Origin of the sequence: Bacillus sp. N447-1, assembly GCF_022701035.1 — a bacterium.
In the GTDB taxonomy this organism is placed as follows: domain Bacteria; phylum Bacillota; class Bacilli; order Bacillales; family Bacillaceae_G; genus Bacillus_A; species Bacillus_A cereus.
The window spans coordinates 2,612,438-2,630,933 of sequence record NZ_CP065509.1; the positions used below are offsets into that span (position 1 = coordinate 2,612,438).

Sequence of the window (18,496 nt, forward strand, 5' to 3'; positions counted from 1 at the left end):
CAAAAAAAGAGACTGTTTACAAATCTTACAGTCTCCAAATTAATTCATATTATAAGCTCTCTACTTCCGTCGTATTTGTCTTTTCAATATGTTCTACTTTACGTGCCTTATTTCTTGTCGCACGGTAAAACAGTAAACAAACAATCATAAATGGAATACCACAATACAATGCCATTCTTTGTTCTGGAATAAAGGCCATTCCAACGATTACTGTTAAATTTAATACTAATGCAAGAAGTGGTACAAATGGATACAATGGTGTTTTAAATTTCAATTCTTTCACATCCCCGCCCTGCTTTATGTATGACCTTCTAGCTAATAAGTTAGATAGAGCAATAGATGCCCAAACTAATATCGCCCCGAACCCGGCAATAGAAAGTAGCCATAAATAAACTGTATCTTCCGCATAAATACCTGATAGTAATGAAAGGCAGCCTACAATTGTACTTACAATCAATGCATAAATAGGAACACCGTTTTTAGATAACTTACCAAAAATCGGACTAATCATTCCTTGATTAGACATAGACCATAGCATACGAGAAGTTGCATATAACCCTGAATTCGCAACGGATAGCACTGCTGTAATGATAACAAAATTTATAATATCTGCTGCATAAGGAATACCAATTTTATCAAATACAACTACAAATGGACTTTCAATTACTCCCGCTTGTTGCCAAGGGAATAGTCCAGCAAGAATAAAAATAGATAGTACAAAGAAAACAAGTATACGCCAAACTGTATTGTTAATTGCCTTCGGGATTGTTTTCTCTGGATTTTCACTCTCACCTGCTGCAATACCAACTAATTCTGTTCCTTGGAAAGAAAAATTAACTGCAATCATCGTAATTAAAATGGCTGATAATCCATTGGGGAACAATCCACCATAATCAGTAAAACTAGAGAACATCGGTGCTGGTTCATTTCCTTTCATATCTAGAAAACCAAACATTGCTGCCCCACCTAAAATAATAAATGCAATAATCGTAATTACTTTAATACTTGCAAACCAAAATTCAACTTCCGCAAAACTTCTTGAAGATAACGCATTAATAGCAAAGAGGAGTACCGCAAACACTACGCACCAAATCCATGAAGGTACATCAGGAAACCATCGTTTCATTAAAATACTAACTGCAATTAGTTCAATCCCTATCGTAGCTGACCAGTTTAACCATGACATCCATCCAACTACATAACCCGCTGCAGGGGAAATATGCTTCGTAGCATACGTTTGATAAGATCCTGCGTCAGGCATTGCAACAGCTAACTCTCCAAGACAGAGCATCGTTAAATACATAACAAATCCTCCAACAAGATATGCTACAATCGCTCCTCCAGGCCCAGCTTCATGAATTGTATACCCAGATCCTAAAAAAAGACCGGTACCAATAACGCCTCCAAGTGCAATCATAAATATGTGCCTGCTTTTCAATTCTCTTTTTAATCCTTGATTTTGATTCATCATATAAATCCCCCCTTTTCACTTTGTAAACCCATTTAATGTAAGCGTTTTTAAAATTATTCACCGTAAAAATAATGATTTAAAAGAGCAAAAATACACGTCACTTACATTAATCACTGCCTGTTACTAAAAGGTCATCCCTTACTGTTATTAATAACTTTTGATCAGCAATAGCTTGTCCTTCTACTACTTCTAATGATTCAATATAACCACTGATCCCTATCTTAATTTCTACTTTCTGTTTATCTATTGTTTCAATTAATGCTAATTTCTCCCACTCGTATACGTAAGAACTTTCCGTAACAAATAACTTCTCTACTTTCCCGTAACAAGGACTATACACGCATTCTATAACCGTCTTCACTTTATACACTCCTCCTTCTTATTAGTTGGTACTGAAACGTTGCATATCCCTCCTTTAGATATATCAATTATTATTTATGCAAAATGCGTACCAATCTCCAATTCCTATTTAAAATGAAGGTTTCTCAAAAAAAAACTTCATAACCGCAAAATTTTTCTATCATTTCAGAGATTTTAAAAGGAAAATAGCAAAAAATTTTTGCGATTTTATAAGAATTTTAATAAAATTATAAAAAGTCAGTCTTCATAGGGTGGAATGAGGAGAAGATAATCTATGCGTACAGAAGAAATTAATTTAAAACAGATCATTGAAATGAATATGCTATATGAAACTTTACTCAATGAACTCGACATCGGAATTCATATTATTAACGAGGAAAGTAAGACGATTATCTATAACCGCAAAATGATGGAAATTGAATCAATGGAGCGCTCAGATGTGCTATATAAAAGTCCTTTAGAAGTATTCGCATTTGAGGAAAATAAAAATAGTACTCTTATAGAGGCATTAAAATTTGGAAAAACAAAGAAAAATATAAAACAAACGTATTTTAACAATAAAGGACAAGAAATTACAACGATTAACGATACTTTCCCTATAATAGAAAATGGAAAAATTAAAGGCGCTATTGAAATATCAAAAGAAATTAGTAACTTAAAGCAAACGATAAAAATAGGTCCTTCTCGAAAACAAAGTACTAAATTTACCTTTGATCACATAATTGGTGATTCTGAAGCCATTCAATCAATCATTACAGAAGGAAAAAGAGTAATTCGTACATCTTCCTCCATACTTCTAGTAGGAGAAACAGGCACTGGTAAAGAACTATTTGCACAAAGCATCCATAATGAAAGTCAGCGTTCAACAAAACCCTTTATTTCACAAAACTGTGCCGCTATACCTGATACCTTAATGGAAAGCCTACTATTTGGCACAAATCGAGGTGCCTTTACAGGAGCAATAGATAAATCAGGCTTATTCGAAGAAGCAAACGGAGGAACTTTGTTATTAGATGAAATCAATTCATTAAGCCCAATACTTCAAGCTAAGTTGCTGCGGGCTATACAAGAAAAAACAATACGAAGAATCGGAGGTACACACGAAAAAGAAATTGATGTTCGCATTATAGCAACTATCAATGAAGATCCCTTTGAAGCCATCGCACATAATCGATTAAGAGAAGACTTATATTACCGATTAAGCGTCGTTACTTTATGTCTTCCGCCTTTACGTGAAAGAAAAGAAGATATTCCAGCTCTTGTTCAGCACTTTATTGAAAAATATAATACTCAATTCGGGCTCAACGTAACCGATGTAGATGTAAATGTAAGAGAATTTTTCTATGCCTACGATTGGCCTGGAAACGTACGGGAGTTGGAACATATAATTGAAGGTTCCATGAACTTGATAGAAGATGAAACCATCATTACAGCGTTTCATCTTCCTACTCGCTTTCGCGAACGAATAAAAACAGAATTCAATATGCAACATGCACTAACTACTCACAATACTGATGCACCTAAAACTTTAAAACACACAATAGAAAAAATGGAAAAGAACTACATTAACCAAATTCTTAAAGAGAATCATGGCAACATCTCACAAGCTGCAAAATTTTTAGGATTAAGTAGGCAAAACTTACAATATCGAATTAAAAAACTGCATTTACACATATGAAATAAACATGTCTCCAAGTGTAAAAATGACTTGGTAAAATATGTTATAATAAACATATAACATGCTAGAAAGGGGCTATATATATGAGTAATGATAAAAAATTAAAGTTATTACAATACTTATACTTTTTCCCTGCCATGCTCTGTATGATGTTATTCATTAATGCCGATGTAAGCAGCTCTCCTTATGCAAAGCTATTAGGAACAATTTTTGGCTCCTTTGCAGCTATTATGCTTGCTGCTTTTTGGAATTTGAAGATACGTATAAAAAACGAAAAATCTTCTTAATACTAAAAAAATCGAGCTACTTAGCCCGATTTTTTTATTTGCCATTAAAACTCAACATTCTCTAAATACAACCCACTTGCCTCAGCAAGACAATTAATTTGATTGCGCTGCTTTTCCTCTAAAATGTTTGGAATTGCTTCAGCATCTAATTGTCCTAATCCAACTTCAATTAATGCCCCGACAATTTTTCTTACCATATTATGAAGGAAGCCGTTACCACTTACTCTAATTTGTACAAACCCTGCCTCTTCCATCACATCAAGTGTATATACTTCTCGAACCATAGATTTTTTCTTTGATTTCGCATTTGAAAAAGCAGTAAAGTCATGTGAACCAACTAAATGTTTTGCAGCTGCTTTCATGCTTTTCACATTTAATTTTTTATTCACATGCATGCTGTATTTACGCATAAATGGATTTGTATGCTCTTCATTCCAAATTTTATACAGATATGTTTTTGCTTTAGAATTGTAACGAGCATGGAAACGATCATGTACTTCTTCCACATTCGTAATGCTAATATCGTTAGGTAAATATTGATTTAAATATTTTTTCACTTTATGTTCCACTAACTTCTCATCACTTTGAAAGTTAGCAACTTGATTCAAAGCATGTACACCAGCGTCTGTTCTACTACAACCGATAATTTCAATTTCTTTTCCGACCATTTCAGATATGACACTTTCGATTTTTCCTTGAATTGTATTATCGTTATTACCAAGACGTTGCCATCCTTTAAAACGTGCGCCGTCGTACTGAATCGTTAATTTATAATTATGCATAATATTCTCCTTCATAGAAAATATTCCCTCATACCATGAGGGAATATTAATAAACTTTACTTTCTAACAAGCTTCACTACATTTTCTACGTGAGCTGTATGCGGGAACATATCAACTGGTTGCACATACTCCACTTCATAGCTCTTCATTAATGCTTGTACATCACGTGCTAATGAAGAAGGATTACAAGACACGTACACAACTTGTTTCGGCTTCACTTTTAAAATTGTTTCCAGTAATTTATCATCGCAACCTGTACGTGGTGGGTCGACAACAATTACATCTGGACGCCATCCTTCTTTTACCCATTTCGGTAACCATTGTTCAGCTTTACCTGCTTCATATTTCGTATTTGTAAATCCGTGACGCTTTGCATTTTTTCTTGCATCTGCAATTGCTTCTGGAATTACATCCATACCACGTACTTCCGCTGCATCATTTGCAAGCCAAAGACCGATTGTACCAACACCACAGTACGCATCCACAATCTTCTCGTTTCCTGTTAACGCAGCTGCTTTTTTCGCTTCATTATACAAAACAACTGTTTGCTCTGGATTCAACTGGAAGAATGCACGTGCTGATAATTCAAATGATAAATCGCCAAGTGTTTCTTGAATGACTTCTTTTCCAGCTAGTTTAAATGTCTTGTCGCCAAAAATAACAGATGTTTTACGCCAGTTTACATTTTGCATAATTGATTTAACCGCTGGCATCTGTTTTTGTACTTCTGCAATAAATTGTTCTTTATTTGGTAATTCTTCTTTTGTTGTAATAAGTGTAACTTGTACTTCCCCTGTTTGAACTGCAGTACGTGTTACAATTGTGCGTACTAAACCTTTTTGTTTTTTCTCATTGTAAATAGAAACATTTAATTTTTCTAAAATACGTCTTACAACTTTTGTCGCTTCATTCGTTGCTTTATGTTGAATCATACAGTGAGCGATATCAATTAACTGATGTGAGTTTTGTTTATACAGCCCTGTAATAACCTTTTCGTCTTTACGCCCCACTTGTAATTGACTCTTATTACGATAATGCCATGGATTTTCCATGCCAAGCGTTGGGCGAATTTTCTCTTCCATACTATTTTTCATGTACTTCTCAAATGCTTGTACAACGATATCACGCTTTTGATTCAATTGTTCTTTATAATCTAAATGTTGCAGCTGACAACCGCCACACTCCTCATATACTGGACACGGTGCTTTCACACGATGCGGTGAAGCTTTACGAACTTTTTTCACTTTCGCTTCAGCGAAGCCACGCTGAATTTTCGTTGTTTCTGCAACAACTTCTTCTCCTGGTAATGCCCCTGGAATAAAAACAACTTGTCTCTTAAAATAACCAACGCCTTCTCCGTTAATCCCAAGACGTTTAATTGTCACAGGAAACGTTTGACCAACTTCCAACTTACTCTCATGTTGCTTTTGTATCATTATTACACCTCTACTCTATACTTTTCCATAAATATAACGCTGCATAACTGCAGTATGGTTCACACTCTTGTTTCACTTTTTCTAAAAATGCATCATCAGGTTTATCATCTAATTGAAATATACCTTGCACTGCACGCTGAATCCCAATGTCCGCTTTCGGGAACATATTTTTCCGTCCAAGCCCAAACATTAAAAAGTTTTGCACTGTCCATGCACCAATTCCCCTAATTGGCAACAATTGTGCTGAAATGTCTTCTTCCGTCCCATTTTCTATACTCGCTAAATTTAATGTACCACTGACAATACTTCGACCTAATCCTACTATATATTCAGCCTTTCGCTGACTAAACTTCTGCTCTCTCAATTCTTCTATTGAAATATTTGCTACTATTTCCGGAGTGGGGAAAAAGAATACACCGTTCTTCTCTGTTCCATACCGTTTCACAAATTGTTCTGTTAACACAGTAGCAAATTTCAAATTTATTTGTTGGTGAATGATACAGCGAAGCAGACAAGCAAAATAATCAAATTCTAAAATAATTGGAGTATAAGCATATGTTTCAAATAGTGGACGTAATGATGTGTTTAAAAAATGATTTTGTATATCTTGAAACGGTTCATTCCAATGAAAAATGGCCCTCATTCGTTTCATGACTTTCTCTGGATCTCCTGTCTGACTAGAAATCCAAAACTGTGGATTTTGAACAGTACCAATCCCTTGTAAGCGAACAACAACCTGTTCCTCGTCTATACAAAGCGGGATATAAATAACTTTCTCATCTAATTGAATGACGCTAAGAGGATCAAAAGATAAACGTTTTAATACTTCTTCAAAATGATACGGATACTCTAACGTAACATGTTCGCTCCACATACGTTTCCCCATCCTTTTTACACATCATTATAGCATGAGAAAACCGTAAGCATACATGCTTACGGTTGATTGCCTTTTACTAAGTCATCTAGACTTTTAAAATGATACCCTTTCTCGCGCAAATCATCAATGATTTTCGCAAGTGCTTCTGCATTATCTTTTGATATTGCATGAAGTAATAAAATAGATCCTGGATGAATCATCGTCATAACATTATTATGCGCATATTGCCACCCTCTTTGCTGATCCACTTTCCAATCCAAAAATGCAAGTGACCAAAATACATTATAATAGCCCATTTCTTTCGTAAGAGCTAACGTTCTTTCACTAAATACACCGCGCGGAGGACGTACATATTTCACTTCTTTTTGCCCAGTTACTTTTTTAATTTCTTCCGTTACACTCGTTAATTCTTCACGAAGTTTCTCATCATTTACCGCTGTAAAATCAGGATGACTCCAAGAATGGTTTCCAATAATATGTCCTTCATCCTTCATTCTTAACAATAAATCTTTTTGTGTTTTAATGTAATGCCCCGTTACAAAGAAAGTTGCTGGTACTTTTTTCTCTTTTAATACATCTAATATTTTCCCTGTGTATCCATTCTCATATCCATTATCAAATGTTAAATAAATATCTTTTTTCTTCGTATCCCCTAAATAAAACCCGCCATTTTTTTGTAGTAAATCTGTATATAACTTTCCTGCATCTGGTACTGTTTCATTTTTAGGACGCGGGATTCCCCAGTTATGTGGAGTATTTGTATAAGCCAGTGCTGAAACTGGAACAAGTGCCATCATAATTGAAAAAATGAGACCGATATATAACCATTTATATTTCATAAATAGTCTCCTTTCCATATATAATCGTACTTGTAGTTTCTGTTGCTACACATTCTTTCATGCTGAACATGTTTTTCTATATATACCAAAAAAATGCATCTCGAATCATTCGAGATGCATTTTTTATTTACTTAAATACTGGCTCTTTAAAGCTAGCTAATTTTTCAAGTGATGTTTTATCAACATCTGCATGTAAGCTATTACCATGCGAGTCCATCGTTACAACTGCTTTAAACCCGTCGATACGTAAATGCCACATTGCTTCTGGAATACCAAATTGTAAGAAATCAACATCTTTCACTTCTTTAATACATTCAGCATAATATTGCGCTGCACCACCGATTGCGTTTAAATATACACCGCCGTGTTCTTCTAAAGCCGCTAATGTTTTCGCACCCATACCGCCTTTTCCAATGACAGCGCGAATACCAAATTTCTTCATAATATCGCCTTGGTACGGTTCTTCACGAATACTTGTCGTTGGACCTGCCGCTTTAATTTGCCAATTGTCATTTTCATCTTTCACAACAACTGGACCACAGTGGTAAATAATTTGTCCATTTAAATCTACTGGACAATCATTATCCATTAAATGCTTATGGATTGCGTCACGACCTGTATACATCATGCCATTAATTGTTACAACATCACCAACGCGAAGTTCACGAATTTGCTCTTCTGTAATTGGTGCTTGTAATACAATCTCACGTTGCTCTGTTTTTTCTTGTACTTCATGCTGAAGTGTATCTTCACCTTCTTGATATAGCCAATCCATAATGTCTCCTGTTTCAGGATGGATTTTCACACCAAGGCGACGATATGCCCAGCAATTATACGCAACAGATACATAGAAACTAGCTGGCAAACGATTATAGACGCCAATTTTACAACCAAGTAAAGTTGTTTCTCCGCCAAATCCCATCGTACCAATGCCAAGCTTATTCGCATTTTCTAATACGTACTCTTCAAGATGTTGTAACTCTGGTACTGGATTGACATCATCTAATGTACGGAATAATTGATTTTTTGCCAATTCATAACCTGATGTGCGGTCTCCCCCGATACCAACACCAATTACACCAGCGCTACATCCTTGCCCTTGTGCTTGATATACTGCATGAAGAAGGCATTTACGAATCCCTTCTAAATCACGGCCAGCTCGTCCAAGTCCTTCTAGTTCACACGGTAAGCTATATTGAATATTTTTATTCTCACAGCCACCACCTTTTAGGATTAAACGTGCATCAATATAATCTTTTTCCCATTGTTCAAACTTAATCACCGGTGTACCTGGTCCTAAATTATTTCCACTATTATCTCCAAAAAGAGAATCAACAGAATTGGGACGAAGTTTACCATCTTTTGTCGCCCGCTCAAGCGCATTATAGATAGCTTCCTTCAACTTTAATTGATTCACACCAACTGGTGTATAAATTTTAAACGTTGGCATCCCTGTATCTTGGCAAATCGGCGAGATGTTATCATCAGCCATTTTAATATTATTTGTAATTGTGCCAAGTGCCATCGCAGAACGAGTCCCTGCATTTTCTCGCTCTTTCGCTTGTTGAATCGCACGACGAACATCTTTCGGTAAGTTCGTTGACGTTTCAACAATTAGTTGATACATGCTTTCTTGAAGCTTTTCCATTGTTACTTCCCCCTCAATTGTGAACGCTACCAAAACGTTATGAGCTGAAAATTCAATTGTTATGCTCTTTAGCTATTTATTTGTTTCACGCTATTAGAGCATAAATGAAATTTTTCACAACTTGATTATACCTCTTTTTCTATCGTCCTTCTATTACCCGAACAGAAAAAGGCTACCAAATTGGAATTGGTAGCCTTTTTAATATATTATTCGTCTTTTTTAAATTGCTCACATTTTAATTCTAATTCATCTAACATTGCAAGAAGACGATCTACATCTTCTAATTCAACTTCTTCAGGTTCAATTGTATCAATTACTTCAATGAACATATTTAAACGTTCTTTTAAATATACTAATTGTGTATCTTTATCTTGAATTGCTTTTCCCATGAAGGCACTCTCCTTTTAATTCGAGTTGCTTTTATTATACCGCAAAAACGATTGCTATGGGCATGAAATTTCATCAATTTTGTCACAGTCATCCACTATAATGTAAGCCCTCTCTCTTTCCATGCTAAAAAGTTTCACTTTATAAAAAGCACATATTCTTCTATTATAGAGAATGGACAAATTGTTATTTCAATAGTCAAAGGAGTATTTCATATGACGATATCACAAAAAATGAAGCCGATTACTCCTTCTTACGATCCATGGGAAGCGTATATGGACCTTGAAGAGTACGGCAAACTACTATTAACAAATGTTGAATTTACAACGACGACGTTATGCAACATGCGCTGTGAGCATTGCGCTGTTGGTTACACGTTACAGCCGAAAGACCCAAATCCGCTTCCGATGGATCTTTTATTAAAACGATTAGATGAGATTCCTCATTTACGTTCTTTAAGTATTACTGGCGGCGAACCTATGCTTTCAAAAAAATCCGTCGACAACTATGTAACACCACTCTTAAAATATGCCCATGAACGAGGCGTTCGCACTCAAATCAACTCTAACTTAACTATAGATTTAGCACGTTACGAACAGATTATTCCTTATTTAGACGTATTGCATATATCTCATAACTGGGGAACAATTGATGACTTCGTTGAAGGCGGATTTGCAATGATGGAGCGTAAGCCTACTTACGAACAACGTGCAAAATTATTTGAAAGAATGATTACAAATAGTAAGGCTCTATCAGATGCAGGTGTACTTGTATCGGCCGAAACAATGCTAAACAAAAGAACTCTACCACATATTGAACATATTCACCGCCAAATCGTCGAAGAGATGGGCTGTAAACGTCATGAAGTTCATCCAATGTATCCAAGTGACTTCGCGAGTAATCTAGAGATTTTAACAAAAGCTGAAATTCGTGATGCGATTGAACATTTACTAGAAATTCGCGATGAAAATGTATGGATGCTATTTGGAACTTTACCTTTCTATGCTTGTAGCGATGACGAAAAAGACATAGCTACATTTAAAAAATTGCAAGAGAGCAAAAATGTAACTGTTCGTAATGATCCAGATGGCCGTTCTCGTTTAAATGTAAATATTTTCGATGGAAATATTATTGTAACGGACTTTGGTGATGTTCCACTTCTAGGAAACATACAAACACACACATTACAAGAAGCGTATGAAAAATGGAGCACTTCAAAAACAGCAAAATCATTAAGCTGCCACTGTCCTGCAGTAAAATGTCTTGGACCAAATGTTCTTGTAAAAAACAGCTACTATCCGACAGAAGATTTCTTATCAAAAACAGCAAACATTACATTATAAAAAAAACGTCAGCTTATAAGCTGACGTTTTTTATGTTATTGCGAGTGAGAAGAAGAAATAAATTTAAAAAACAAATGATCATGAATTGGAATTGCCGCTCCAATTCCTTGAGAAGTAATATTTTTCACAACAAGTCTTTTTTGATTTCCCTTTAATACAAGATACACTTCTCCAAATGTTACTTTTCCCTTTTCATTTACTGCTGGTGTATAAGCGTATAAATATCCAAGTTGACTCGGACTAATATTATACACACGCTCATGTCCAGTACCATAACCAATAGTTGTCTTAAACGAAAGAGGTAATTGTACTTTTTCAAGTGCTTTGAGAAGCATCATTTTTTTCACATCTGCAGCATCTTTCATATCTGCTGTTAAATCGCCTTCAACCGTCTTTTGTGTTTCTTGCTTATAGCGAAGTGGATATAAACGGTCTCCTCCGCGATTATCATACACATTTCGATTCACTTGTTTATATTCCCAATTAATCGATGTGTCTACTGATTCATAATGTAAGGCCCATTGACCTAAATAAATTTTTGCCCGATACCCTACTGCAAGTGGCGCATTTGAAATTGTCGTTTCATTAAACATCCGAATTAAGTCTGGATTTTCAATTTTAATATTAGCCGTTTTCAATAGCTCTTGAGCAAATTTACTTGGTTGTAAACGTGGCAAATCTTGCGCATCATTTGGAAATGTATTGTCTTTTGAAATATTTAAAACAGATGAAGGCATTTTTGTTCCTACTGTTGTCTTTGCAAAACTCATGTTAGGAAATAATAAAATAAACGAGACCATAGTTGAAAGACATATGCTGTATACTCGTTTCACCTGTCTGGCTCCTTCCTATGTAGGTATATATACTACTTCGTTTATTGTTTTCTCTGAGCGCAATTGTTATGCCTATTTTTCATAATAAATAAAAACCAATTCCCATAATGACATACGCCGCTAGTAAAGTGCCTCCTTCAAACCAGTTTGTATCTCCATCATTGGAAATCGCAATCGTTAAGAAAACGGCTGTAATCATAGACACAAGTTCTGGTATGGTAAATACTAAAGGCATCCTTTGCGCGAAGAACATAGATAGTAATACTAATACAGGAGCAACAAACATGGCGATTTGTAATGTAGAGCCTATTGCAATTTCAACTGCAATATTTACTTTATTTTTATAAGCCATAATAATTGCAGACGCATGTTCCGCTGCATTCCCAACAATTGCAACGATAATAACCCCTATAAATAACTCTGACCAGCCAAATGACTTTGCAACAGTTTCAAAAGTATGCACGAGTGCCTCTGACACATAAGCTACCGCTAGTGTTGCTATCGCTAAAATAAGTAGCGCCTTCCCTTTCGACCACTCTGGCTCTTCTTCATGCGCTACTTCGTCACTTTTATGTTGATATACACCACGGTGCGTAACTAACTTAAATAGTAATGCAGCAAGGTACATGATAATCATAATAATAGAAACACCTATACTTAATTGATACGTCTTGCCAGCGTCCATCTTCATTGAAAAGATCTCTGGAATAACAAAGGCCACAACAACAGCAAATATTAATAAAGCTGAATTATGCCTTGCATCATATACATTAAAACTTTGTCTTTTGTATTTAAGACCTCCAACAAAGAAGGATAACCCTCCTACTAATAATAAATTTCCAAGTACAGATCCCGTTAAAGAAGCTAACACCACTTCAATTAACCCTGCTTGAAGTGCAAAAATTGAAATGATAAGTTCAACAGCATTACCGAAAGTAGCATTTAATAATCCGCCTATTCTAGGACCAGAAACAATTGCTAGACTCTCTGTTGCTCTACCCATAAAACCAGCTAATGCGATAATCGTAACACAATACACAGCGAACATAATTGTTTCTGGCCAATGAAGTGTTTTTCCAAGTACAGATAGTGGTACACCTATAAGCGCTACTATAAGAAATATTTTATTAAACATGTTTTTCATCCTTCCATCGTATGTATTTCTCCTCAATATTATTATTATTCTTCTCCTAACTTGTCCGATTTCATCACAATTACGTTTAAAAAATCGGATTGAAGAAAACAGTATGAAAGATATTTAAATTATCTTGTTTAAACAGACAGAATTATAAATTGTGAAAAGGGGTTAAAATTATGCACTTAAAAGAAAAAATCGCAACTATTATTCAAGGTCAACGTACTGGTGTATTATCTACAGTACGAAATGAGAAACCTCATAGCGCCTTTATGATGTTTTTCCATGAAGATTTTGTACTGTATGTTGCAACAGATCGACAATCAAAAAAGATAACAGATATTGAACAAAATCCTAATGTCCATGTACTACTCGGACGAGAAGGGAAAAAATTAGATGAAGATTATATTGAAGTTGAAGGATTGGCTTCAATTGAGGAAGACTCGACATTAAAAAACAAGTTTTGGAATAATAGCTTAAAACGTTGGTTACTCGGCCCTGAAGACCCTAATTACGTATTGATAAAAATCAACCCCGACACAATTTATTACATCGATGGTGCCGGTACGACGGAGCCTGAGTTTTTACGACTATAAAATAAAACAAGCCCCCCTTAGGTGGGCTTGTTTTGTCGAAAAGTTCTTTTGAAAAAAACAATAAAATAGGTGGAACTTTCTAAAGATTCTGTTATATAATAGCATTAACTTAAATAAACTGTATTAAAACAGATTGAGAGGAGAAATAAAATTGATGAAGAGAGAAGAACGCAAAAACATGATTGAGTTTATTGAAAAGAAAAAAGGGATTGAGCGTGACGAATTACTGTTTATGACAGACGATGAAGTAGAACATATTTATAATGTAACGTACTTTTTATATGAGGAAATTGCAGAGTAGTATAATAATCCCCACCTTATTAAAAATATAAGGTGGGGATTATTTCGCTATTTAGCCCACTATTTACAGGCAGTAAAACTCCCACCTTAAAATTCAGGTGGAGCAAGAAGTTAAGTTGAAGTCGTGCTTCCTATAAGCTCAATTGCTTCAACTTTATACATGAGAATCATTTTCATGTATAATACTGTAAGATTGGAGGAATTTTACTATGAGTTCGTGGCTCTTATTTGCACTATTATCAGCAATTGCTGCTGCCCTTGTATCGATTTTTGGAAAGTTTGGTTTAGACGGCATCGATGCAAACGTTGCAACAACAATTCGATCTATTATTATGGCATTATTTATGATAGGCGTTATTATCATACAAGGTAAATTTCAAAATATCGGCGACGTACTGCTAAATAAAAAAGCACTGCTATTTATCACATTAAGTGGGATTGCAGGTGCTTCTTCATGGCTATTTTATTTTCTTGCCCTCAAAACAGGAAAGGTTTCACAAGTAGCTCCTGTCGATAAATTAAGCGTCGTATTTTCTATCATTCTCGCTATGATTATCCTCGGTGAAAAGTTAAACTTTATGACCGGCGTTGGTGTAGTCTTTATTACAGCTGGTGTATTATTTATTGCTTTCAGCTAAAAAAACCGCTATTAGCGGTTTTTCTTTTTCTTTATGTACAACCATACAAAACATGTAACAACTGCTGAAATTAATAAAATCCATATTCCATAATGATGTAAACTATACTCAACGAAGCGCCACTTCTCGCCTAACTTCCAGCCAAGCCCAATAAAAACACTTATCCAAATGAGCGCACCACCGTAAGCGTACAAACAAAAACGCCAAAGTGTCAAATTTGATACCCCAGCAAAATATGCTGTTAAATGACGTACGCCCGGTATAAAATAACCAATCATTAAAAGAAATGGCCCATATTTTTCAAATAAAATATGTGTTTTTTCAATGTGATGTTCTTTAATTCTAATTTTCGGCCCATATTTCTTTAAAACAGGGAGCCCAAGTTTTAAACCTAATATGTAGCTTAACGTGATCCCTAACATCGCACCAGCCAGCCCACTTAAAAAAGCAGCAGTTCCTGACATAACTCCTTTTGAAACATTATAACCAACAAAGGTCAATAAAAACTCGTCTGGTATCGGTAATCCGACAATCCCACCAGCCAAAGCTATAACAATTCCAAAATAGCCATAATGCGCGATTAACTCGCCAATATGTTGTTCCATTCGGAAGACACATCCTATGCACGGTCGTTATTCCACATTGTACCCTTTCTATCTTTAAGGCAAACATGGTATACATATTCACTATACATTGTTTTTATAATGAACTCTACTTCTATTCTTTCCTTTAACAGAGATAAAGAAAAACTTTACTCAGTGGGAGTTTTGTTCATCCTCTACTAATTATTAACCTATGCCAATCTTGCTTTTACAGACATCCCGACTCCACATAACTCACTTACATTCACCAATTTTGAGATTAGATTCTTATTGCCCGCAAATAACCCGATAAAAAATAAAAATTCATATGCGTGTTTTTTTGTTACAATAAAGGAAAGTTACTTTTCGCAACGGTTTAACTCTCAAGAAAAATGATATATCTAGCAAAAACATAGTTTGGTCTATATAATGCAACTTCTACCTATTAAAAGAACATACACCCTTTTACATACAACATCATTTTTCTAAATTATACAGGGGGGAACGAACATGACCATTGAAAATCAATTTATTCAAAAAGTTTACTATAAAACATTTTTAACAGAAGAAACTTCTACTCCTGCATCGGAAGTACTCGGTGAAGCATATATAAATGAATCTAAAAATGAATTCTCCAACATTTCTAATATTCGATTTGCTCAAGGTGAATTTTATTATCAAAATAAAGATTTTGAAGCAGCTATATTTAAATGGGAAAAAGTAAATAATGCTCTTGCACTTTGGGCGACAAAAAATATTGCAGATGCTTATTTTGAACTAGGATTCTTACCAAAGGCAGAAGAAATTTATCAATCTATTCAAACGGAAGATACGACTCTTACGATGGAGGTTTCCTTACAACTTCTTTCTCTTTATATCGAACAAGATCGTTTAGGACTTGCTTTTAAGACGATTAGTGAAGCTGTTGCATTCCAACCGGATTACCCAAATATTACTGCAATTGCACGTTCTTTCTATGAAAAACAAGAAGATTGGAACAACGCTATCGAACTAGCTGTTCAAGAAGGTATCCGAACACAATCTTTACACTGGTTTGATACGTTAATAACTTACATAAACAAAGGATTTACAAAAAATATTAAGCCTGAATATTTCTATGAGTCTTTAAAAGCTCTATATGCTGTTGATCAAGCTCAATTTAAAGAACTTGTTATTGCTCTTTGGAATAGCTATCAACATGAATCCTTATACCTTCCTTGGATTCAAAGTATTAATCATTTATTCTTGCATATTGAAACAGACAATAATGACGATTGGAATGAAATCTCTACTCGCTACCAAGAAACATACTTTGCATTAATTACCGGAAATCATTTTATGCATGAATTAAACGGACTTGTACCCAATTTATTAACAAATTGGTTCAGTTTAACGAAAGCAAAAGATTCTCTAGTTGTCTCTGCAGCAGTGTTAGCATGGAATGAAGTCTCACCTACAACTTTAGAATCATTACTCGTAAAAAGTGCTGGATCCTTACTTTCTAATACATCAGCTGAAGCAGATGTAAATATGGAAACAGTTTCTCATTTATTCGAAACAATCGCTGTATGGGCTGAGAAAAATGATGTAGATTTAAGTCATCAATTTACGCTACTCGTCCATGAACTATGTGATTTAAATGTCACACCAATACTAATAGCTGGAACTAGTGACCATGATAAAACATCATTTGTTAATTCAATATTGGGAGAGAACATCTTAACTGAAACTTTAACAACTCCTATTCTATTTAAAGACGCTAGTCAAACTGAAATAACAGAATTTACCGAGTTAGATATAAGAAATATCCCTAACCTTGATGAATTCCATCAAATAACGGCTACATCTGCTCAGTCAGAACTTGAGAAAAAATGTATAGAAATTAAGCTACCAAGTAGGTTTTTAAGAAAAAATAAGTTTACATTTCTTATTACACCATCTATTCAAGGACAATTGGATAAAAACAATGCATACTTTGAATACTTACAAGCAGCAGATAGCCTTGTATACGTATTAAATTCTTCTTCACCATTGCATAGTCAAGAAATTGATACGTTAATTTATTTACGTGAACAAGTACCAAACTTACAAATTCACTTCGTATCACACACAAATAATACGACTACTGATGAAAAACTAATTAGTAAACTTAAAGTACATTTTCCAGATGCACAATTCTTCCCATACTCTCCTTCGCAAGAGAGTAGCCAGCAACTTGGAGATGTAACAGAATCTATTCTTTCTAATCTTGCAAAACGCGATATAGAAAAAGAACGTATAGAAAAGCTAATATGGTTTACGCAAAAGACAATTGCTTATCTCATAAATGAACGTGTGGAATTAGAAAATACATTAGTAAAATCCGTACGCTGGAATAAACACATCTCAGTGAAACTTACTGGATTTATTAATAACCTTACTGCTCTTGAAAAAGATAAAATTCGTTCTATTACCGAATCCTATCTTTTAACGAAAGAAGAAATTACACGAGATATACATTCTCAAATTCCTGAATTATTACAGAGCTGCTCTGATCTTGTTCAAGAAGATAGTGATTTCAAATTAGTTCATGAAGAATTAAATGCTGCAATGAATGAACGAGTTCAAAAGCATGTACAACAGGTACTTCTTCCTAAATTTACTGGGTCTATTCAAGAATGGATTGAAACAGCACATAATGAATTTATTCAAGCTCAAGCTTATTTAGATGAAATGAGTGAAACGTTTAATAAATTATATAAAGAAGAACGTATGAAACTTCCTTGCGATTTCAAATTATTAGATGATTGGAATCGAGATGTTGTACGAATGACAAATCGAATTACAGTAACGAACATCAATATTTTATTACGCTTTACACCGACACAGTTTTTCTTAAAAAGTGCCGGAAAATTATTTGGTAATATGCAAAAAAACCAATCTATGCTCGCCAACAAATATAAACAATATATTGAAACAGAAGACTATACAGAAATTGCTCACACAATTTCAAAACAATTCTTCCTTCAATTTGAAGTATTTGAAGGTGCATTAGAACGTGATATCATGATGTTCTTCAAAGATCCACTTAATATATTGAAACAAAATGTAGATGCAGCTCAACTTGAGATAAAGGAAGACGAGCAAACATTAGCAACGCTAAGAAGCAATCCAGAAACATATCATGATCCTTTGGCGTTATTTAAACTACAATTGCTACAACATAAATTCGTTTTAAGTACTACAAAGAAACATGAAGATATTTTTGTATCAAACGAATCTCCTACTGTTTAACAAAAAAACCAAGCAAACTAAAATTTGCTTGG

At 34.7% G+C, this 18,496-nt stretch carries 18 protein-coding genes; 7 read left to right on the forward strand and 11 right to left on the reverse strand.

Features of this window, described 5'->3' with window-relative positions; genetic code table 11:
* Nucleotides 1-49 precede the first annotated feature (49 nt).
* Nucleotides 50-1,471 (reverse strand): amino acid permease, encoded by a 1,422-nt coding sequence (locus IQ781_RS13190; protein WP_000981865.1) that lies wholly within the window; start codon nucleotides 1,469-1,471, stop codon nucleotides 50-52.
* 106 nt (nucleotides 1,472-1,577) lie between these two features.
* Nucleotides 1,578-1,832, reverse strand: coding sequence for a biotin/lipoyl attachment domain-containing protein (locus IQ781_RS13195; protein ID WP_000859480.1), 255 nt, complete (start codon nucleotides 1,830-1,832; stop codon nucleotides 1,578-1,580).
* Nucleotides 1,833-2,105: 273 nt separating this feature from the next.
* On the opposite strand from IQ781_RS13195, the gene IQ781_RS13200 reads away from it, so the two are divergent.
* The gene (locus IQ781_RS13200; protein ID WP_001258445.1) at nucleotides 2,106-3,509 is read left to right on the forward strand and encodes a sigma-54 interaction domain-containing protein; all 1,404 of its coding nucleotides are present in this window, start codon (nucleotides 2,106-2,108) and stop codon (nucleotides 3,507-3,509) included.
* An 83-nt stretch (nucleotides 3,510-3,592) separates the two neighbouring features.
* A complete protein-coding gene (locus IQ781_RS13205; RefSeq protein ID WP_000063860.1) occupies nucleotides 3,593-3,796 on the forward strand; it encodes a hypothetical protein in 204 nt (67 codons plus the stop codon).
* Between the two features lie 44 nt (nucleotides 3,797-3,840).
* On the opposite strand, the gene truA is transcribed toward IQ781_RS13205, so the two are convergent.
* From truA to IQ781_RS13235, 6 genes are all read right to left on the reverse strand, one after another.
* Complete coding sequence (truA, locus tag IQ781_RS13210; protein ID WP_000553118.1) at nucleotides 3,841-4,578, reverse strand: tRNA pseudouridine(38-40) synthase TruA; 738 nt, start codon at nucleotides 4,576-4,578, stop codon at nucleotides 3,841-3,843.
* Between the two features lie 56 nt (nucleotides 4,579-4,634).
* Nucleotides 4,635-6,014, reverse strand: coding sequence for a 23S rRNA (uracil(1939)-C(5))-methyltransferase RlmD (rlmD, locus tag IQ781_RS13215; RefSeq protein WP_000615206.1), 1,380 nt, complete (start codon nucleotides 6,012-6,014; stop codon nucleotides 4,635-4,637).
* Between the two features lie 10 nt (nucleotides 6,015-6,024).
* Entirely contained in the window at nucleotides 6,025-6,888 is an 864-nt protein-coding gene (locus IQ781_RS13220) for a DNA-3-methyladenine glycosylase family protein (RefSeq protein WP_000269454.1), read from the reverse strand.
* A gap of 59 nt (nucleotides 6,889-6,947) precedes the next feature.
* Nucleotides 6,948-7,730 carry a delta-lactam-biosynthetic de-N-acetylase gene (pdaA, locus tag IQ781_RS13225; RefSeq protein ID WP_000875956.1) on the reverse strand — a complete coding sequence of 261 codons (783 nt, stop codon included), beginning with the start codon at nucleotides 7,728-7,730 and terminating at the stop codon, nucleotides 6,948-6,950.
* A 127-nt stretch (nucleotides 7,731-7,857) separates the two neighbouring features.
* The gene (gene fumA, locus IQ781_RS13230) at nucleotides 7,858-9,378 is read right to left on the reverse strand and encodes a class I fumarate hydratase (RefSeq protein ID WP_000413523.1); all 1,521 of its coding nucleotides are present in this window, start codon (nucleotides 9,376-9,378) and stop codon (nucleotides 7,858-7,860) included.
* Between the two features lie 206 nt (nucleotides 9,379-9,584).
* Nucleotides 9,585-9,767 carry an SE1561 family protein gene (locus tag IQ781_RS13235; RefSeq protein WP_000513558.1) on the reverse strand — a complete coding sequence of 61 codons (183 nt, stop codon included), beginning with the start codon at nucleotides 9,765-9,767 and terminating at the stop codon, nucleotides 9,585-9,587.
* A 213-nt stretch (nucleotides 9,768-9,980) separates the two neighbouring features.
* Between IQ781_RS13235 and yfkAB the strand changes: the two genes are divergently transcribed.
* The gene (gene yfkAB, locus IQ781_RS13240) at nucleotides 9,981-11,108 is read left to right on the forward strand and encodes a radical SAM/CxCxxxxC motif protein YfkAB (RefSeq protein ID WP_033695428.1); all 1,128 of its coding nucleotides are present in this window, start codon (nucleotides 9,981-9,983) and stop codon (nucleotides 11,106-11,108) included.
* 35 nt (nucleotides 11,109-11,143) lie between these two features.
* Here yfkAB and IQ781_RS13245 read toward each other — a convergent pair whose 3' ends face one another.
* Nucleotides 11,144-11,941 (reverse strand): YfkD famly protein, encoded by a 798-nt coding sequence (locus IQ781_RS13245; RefSeq protein ID WP_002083605.1) that lies wholly within the window; start codon nucleotides 11,939-11,941, stop codon nucleotides 11,144-11,146.
* A 79-nt stretch (nucleotides 11,942-12,020) separates the two neighbouring features.
* Nucleotides 12,021-13,076, reverse strand: a complete 1,056-nt coding sequence (gene cax / locus IQ781_RS13250; RefSeq protein ID WP_000482137.1) for a calcium/proton exchanger — start codon at nucleotides 13,074-13,076, stop codon at nucleotides 12,021-12,023.
* A 179-nt stretch (nucleotides 13,077-13,255) separates the two neighbouring features.
* Between cax and IQ781_RS13255 the strand changes: the two genes are divergently transcribed.
* From IQ781_RS13255 to IQ781_RS13265, 3 genes are all read left to right on the forward strand, one after another.
* A complete protein-coding gene (locus IQ781_RS13255) occupies nucleotides 13,256-13,672 on the forward strand; it encodes a pyridoxamine 5'-phosphate oxidase family protein (RefSeq protein WP_000550220.1) in 417 nt (138 codons plus the stop codon).
* Nucleotides 13,673-13,826: 154 nt separating this feature from the next.
* The gene (locus IQ781_RS13260; RefSeq protein WP_000817786.1) at nucleotides 13,827-13,973 is read left to right on the forward strand and encodes a BH0509 family protein; all 147 of its coding nucleotides are present in this window, start codon (nucleotides 13,827-13,829) and stop codon (nucleotides 13,971-13,973) included.
* Between the two features lie 208 nt (nucleotides 13,974-14,181).
* The gene (locus IQ781_RS13265) at nucleotides 14,182-14,610 is read left to right on the forward strand and encodes an EamA family transporter (RefSeq protein ID WP_000100295.1); all 429 of its coding nucleotides are present in this window, start codon (nucleotides 14,182-14,184) and stop codon (nucleotides 14,608-14,610) included.
* A gap of 11 nt (nucleotides 14,611-14,621) precedes the next feature.
* Here the strand turns inward: IQ781_RS13265 and IQ781_RS13270 are convergent, their stop codons facing one another.
* Nucleotides 14,622-15,215: a DedA family protein gene (locus IQ781_RS13270; RefSeq protein ID WP_000434872.1), complete on the reverse strand. Its 594-nt coding sequence runs from the start codon at nucleotides 15,213-15,215 to the stop codon at nucleotides 14,622-14,624.
* A gap of 486 nt (nucleotides 15,216-15,701) precedes the next feature.
* Between IQ781_RS13270 and IQ781_RS13275 the strand changes: the two genes are divergently transcribed.
* On the forward strand, nucleotides 15,702-18,464 hold the full coding sequence (locus IQ781_RS13275; RefSeq protein WP_000151418.1) for a tetratricopeptide repeat protein: 2,763 nt from the start codon (nucleotides 15,702-15,704) through the stop codon (nucleotides 18,462-18,464).
* Nucleotides 18,465-18,496: the final 32 nt, after the last annotated feature.

Excerpts from the sequence above, each read along its gene's own strand:
- IQ781_RS13190 (WP_000981865.1), bottom strand. The coding sequence starts at position 1,471 with ATGATGAATCAAAATCAAGGATTAAAAAGAGAATTGAAAAGCAGGCAC.
- IQ781_RS13200 (WP_001258445.1), top strand. The coding sequence starts at position 2,106 with ATGCGTACAGAAGAAATTAATTTAAAACAGATCATTGAAATGAATATG.
- IQ781_RS13205 (WP_000063860.1), top strand. The coding sequence starts at position 3,593 with ATGAGTAATGATAAAAAATTAAAGTTATTACAATACTTATACTTTTTC.
- truA (WP_000553118.1), bottom strand. The coding sequence starts at position 4,578 with ATGCATAATTATAAATTAACGATTCAGTACGACGGCGCACGTTTTAAA.
- rlmD (WP_000615206.1), bottom strand. The coding sequence starts at position 6,014 with ATGATACAAAAGCAACATGAGAGTAAGTTGGAAGTTGGTCAAACGTTT.
- IQ781_RS13220 (WP_000269454.1), bottom strand. The coding sequence starts at position 6,888 with ATGTGGAGCGAACATGTTACGTTAGAGTATCCGTATCATTTTGAAGAA.
- pdaA (WP_000875956.1), bottom strand. The coding sequence starts at position 7,730 with ATGAAATATAAATGGTTATATATCGGTCTCATTTTTTCAATTATGATG.
- fumA (WP_000413523.1), bottom strand. The coding sequence starts at position 9,378 with ATGGAAAAGCTTCAAGAAAGCATGTATCAACTAATTGTTGAAACGTCA.
- IQ781_RS13235 (WP_000513558.1), bottom strand. The coding sequence starts at position 9,767 with ATGGGAAAAGCAATTCAAGATAAAGATACACAATTAGTATATTTAAAA.
- yfkAB (WP_033695428.1), top strand. The coding sequence starts at position 9,981 with ATGACGATATCACAAAAAATGAAGCCGATTACTCCTTCTTACGATCCA.
- cax (WP_000482137.1), bottom strand. The coding sequence starts at position 13,076 with ATGTTTAATAAAATATTTCTTATAGTAGCGCTTATAGGTGTACCACTA.
- IQ781_RS13255 (WP_000550220.1), top strand. The coding sequence starts at position 13,256 with ATGCACTTAAAAGAAAAAATCGCAACTATTATTCAAGGTCAACGTACT.
- IQ781_RS13260 (WP_000817786.1), top strand. The coding sequence starts at position 13,827 with ATGAAGAGAGAAGAACGCAAAAACATGATTGAGTTTATTGAAAAGAAA.
- IQ781_RS13265 (WP_000100295.1), top strand. The coding sequence starts at position 14,182 with ATGAGTTCGTGGCTCTTATTTGCACTATTATCAGCAATTGCTGCTGCC.
- IQ781_RS13270 (WP_000434872.1), bottom strand. The coding sequence starts at position 15,215 with ATGGAACAACATATTGGCGAGTTAATCGCGCATTATGGCTATTTTGGA.
- IQ781_RS13275 (WP_000151418.1), top strand. The coding sequence starts at position 15,702 with ATGACCATTGAAAATCAATTTATTCAAAAAGTTTACTATAAAACATTT.